The sequence below is a fragment of the Pedobacter sp. 01N416 genome (assembly GCF_056399685.1).
Map to the genome: position 1 here is coordinate 1 of NZ_JBFTRT010000606.1, position 2,940 is coordinate 2,940.

At 35.8% G+C, this 2,940-nt stretch carries 4 protein-coding genes and 1 pseudogene; 2 read left to right on the forward strand and 3 right to left on the reverse strand.

Annotated elements, in window-relative coordinates; translation table 11 throughout:
* Positions 1 to 702: rubredoxin (locus AC1DND_RS24485; RefSeq protein WP_477585167.1), on the forward strand; the 702-nt coding region annotated here is incomplete at its 5' end.
* On the opposite strand, the gene AC1DND_RS24490 is transcribed toward AC1DND_RS24485, so the two are convergent.
* The gene (locus AC1DND_RS24490) at positions 697 to 1,281 is read right to left on the reverse strand and encodes a molybdenum cofactor guanylyltransferase (protein WP_477585168.1); all 585 of its coding nucleotides are present in this window, start codon (positions 1,279 to 1,281) and stop codon (positions 697 to 699) included. The genes AC1DND_RS24485 and AC1DND_RS24490 overlap by 6 nt on opposite strands.
* A 126-nt stretch (positions 1,282 to 1,407) precedes the next feature.
* Positions 1,408 to 2,052 carry a Crp/Fnr family transcriptional regulator gene (locus AC1DND_RS24495; protein ID WP_477585169.1) on the reverse strand — a complete coding sequence of 215 codons (645 nt, stop codon included), beginning with the start codon at positions 2,050 to 2,052 and terminating at the stop codon, positions 1,408 to 1,410.
* 237 nt (positions 2,053 to 2,289) lie between these two features.
* Here AC1DND_RS24495 and AC1DND_RS24500 point away from each other — a divergent pair, with 237 nt between their 5' ends.
* On the forward strand, positions 2,290 to 2,490 hold the full coding sequence (locus AC1DND_RS24500) for a hypothetical protein (protein ID WP_477585170.1): 201 nt from the start codon (positions 2,290 to 2,292) through the stop codon (positions 2,488 to 2,490).
* Positions 2,491 to 2,637: 147 nt separating this feature from the next.
* Here the strand turns inward: AC1DND_RS24500 and AC1DND_RS24505 are convergent.
* Positions 2,638 to 2,841, reverse strand: a pseudogene (locus AC1DND_RS24505) (PepSY-associated TM helix domain-containing protein); the annotation flags it as partial.
* Positions 2,842 to 2,940: the final 99 nt, after the last annotated feature.

Below are 2,940 nucleotides of genomic sequence, written 5' to 3' on the forward strand. Positions count from 1 at the left end.
CAGTTGTGCTGTACCTCCTGGAAAACCATTATTATAAAAGGGATTGATGAAAAAGACAAAAACCTTTGGAATGGCTTGCTCGAAGAATTTGAGATCAATATGCGGCATGCGGCCAACGAACTTAACTTTCAGGTGGAAGACAATTGTAACGAAGGTCTAGCGTTAAAAAATTTCCTTGTTAAACATTTGAGCATTGATGATACCAGGACGTTTGGAATCTGCTTTGGCATTAAAACACGCAAAAAAAGTGAGGTTTTCAGTAGTATCCTGATCCAAAAACGCCACTTGATTAATATACTGGGTTTAAAACTACTCCCCGTTTACGATATCCTTTGTGCTAAGGATTTTAACCCCAACGAGCGTACCGGCGAAATTTTTAGCAGGAGTAATCCTAGTTTTTTATTACCAGAACAAGTAAGGCGTTCGATATTTAAGTTTTACAAATACCGTTTAAATGCGATAAAAACCGGTAATCAAAAACAGAGCTTTCAAACTGAAGAAACGATAAAAAAAGATGGCGAGTTTTTATATCAGTGTAACAATTGTTTAACAGTGTACAATGAGCGCATTGGCGAAATTGAAAACAACATTAACCCAGGTACGGCATTTAAAGATTTACCAGAAGGTTATTGTTGTGTGCTTTGTGAAGGAGAAAAAGACAATTTCACTAAAATTGATCAATCAGCCTTGCAATTGTTATAAGCCGTTTATTTCTGCATGGGAATTAAAATTACTGAAATAACGATAATCCTGGTCCTCAATGGCAATTTCGCAAACTCGCAAATTACTTAAAACGTATTTCATGCTGTGTTTGGCCAAACCATTGGTTTGAAGCAGGTGTACAATTTTTTTCAAACCCTCAACTTTATAAATCCCGCATAAAGGTTCTTGCTGACCATCTTTGGTGAAAATATAAGCCTCGAAAGAATCATCAGCTTTAAGTGAATGGATTAGCTTTTCCAGCAACCTGACTTCCATCAACAACATATCGCAGGCCAATAAGAACAGATCTTCCTCTGGATTTGATAAGTGCGCAGAAAGCACCCCCAATAATGGTCCCTTGATATCAGGTAAAGAATGGTCAACTATCAGGTGTTCATTCCCAAAATAACCTGCATAGGTTTCATGCTGCGATGGATTAACTGAAAATTTTACCGGGAGATCAAGCGCACTTAATTTATCAGCTGCCATCTGTGCCCATAATTTATCCTGATGACTGAGCAAACCTTTATCAGTGCCCATTCTTAAACTCTGCCCACCACATAAAACGATTCCCAACATATTATATTAATAATTTAAAAACTGGTTATTAATTAAGCTAAGCGAAATAAATATTTTGAAAAGATACTTCGACTACGCTCAGTATAACAACAATAAATTTTAAAAAATTAAAATTATAAACCTTAATTATTTATTACTCAAATCTGTTAGTCCAGCTTCGTTTAAAATGCCAATTTGCTTTCCTTTCACTATTATTAACTTTTCTGCTAACAGCTCGTTCATGGTCCTAAAAACGGTTTCGTAAGTGGCACCGGTAAAAGCAGCCAGATCCTGACGGCTTAATGCTAAATTTAAAAATCCTTCGGCATCTAATCCAAATTGGTCTCTTAATCCTAGAATAGCCACGGCAAGCCTCCCCTTAACCGACATTAAAGCTAAATTACGCATTTTCTTTTCTGAGGCATGTAATTCATCTGCATAAAACATCAACAAACCGTAAGCAAATTCCTGGTTTACTTTTATGGTAGTTTTAAAAAAATCGATATCTACAAAACAAAGTTTGGTGGTTTCTAAAGCTGTTGCCGATATTGGATAGGTAGAAATACTGCTGCTGATTCCCCTATGTCCAATTATGGCTCCATCGTTTGCAAAACGTAAAATCAATTCTTTGTCGCCCCATTGTTTATGCACTTTTACATTACCCGAAGTAACAAAATAAACACCACTCACCGGATCGCCCTCTTTGATAATTATTTCCCCTTTTTTAGCGATAAAATTTCGTTTATGGCCCTCGATAGCAGAATGCCATTCTTTTAATGTGAGTTGGCACATAAAACAAGTTTCAAGATCGCAGTTATTATTTTTCTTCATATTTTATTGGGGATGTTGGGTAAAAATAGCAAATCATTGCACAATTATTGGGTATCGTAAGCAAATTCGGTGATTCTTCACTATTGTTGAAAATTTTATAAGAATAAAACTCATTGAAAGAGAACACTTAGCATTTTTTACAGGCATCTTCATCACAAAGAAGTTTAAAGATATGCCATCAAATCATAATTTTGTGTTATGGCAAATACAAACGTTAGAAAATCAATCCAGAATAAGATCGAATCATTGGGCAAGGAAATCGAAAGCTTACAATCAGAATTAAAAAGATGGGAAAAAATTGCAGCCGATTATGAAACCAACTCGGAAAGCATTGATTTGATTTTATCGATACAATTACCTGAAAAACCAGAACCAAAAACTAAAAAGGTAAAATTGTAAGGCATTAAAACAAGAAAACCCGGACAATGTCCGGGTTTTCTTGTTTCGTCACCCTGAATTCATTTCAGGGTCTTAATAGTAGAAAAGATGCTGAATTAAATTCAGCATGACGATCGTCTCAGGAATATGTGTTAAAAACAAATGGTGTTATTCCAAAACTTCTTCCACTTTTTTTTCCGGAATTTTAGCTCTCGGCTTAAAACCAGCAGGCTTATTATCGCCTTCGGTTAAAACGGGCGCTTTCTTTACAGCTTTCTTTTTGAATTTCCTACCATACCAGATTAGAAAGCCGGTTATAGGCAAACTTGCACCTATTAGTGACGCAAAAAAAGCCATCACTTTACCTGGGAAAATATATCTAATATTTAGATCAAGCCCAAATAAGAATTAGTAATTTCAAAACCTTCTCCATCACTCCTACAACGAAAACCGGCTTACTCAGCTGAGCAC

Coding starts and splice junctions, on each gene's coding strand:
- AC1DND_RS24500 (WP_477585170.1), top strand. CDS start 2,290: ATGGCAAATACAAACGTTAGAAAATCAATCCAGAATAAGATCGAATCA.
- AC1DND_RS24490 (WP_477585168.1), bottom strand. CDS start 1,281: ATGTTGGGAATCGTTTTATGTGGTGGGCAGAGTTTAAGAATGGGCACT.
- AC1DND_RS24495 (WP_477585169.1), bottom strand. CDS start 2,052: ATGTGCCAACTCACATTAAAAGAATGGCATTCTGCTATCGAGGGCCAT.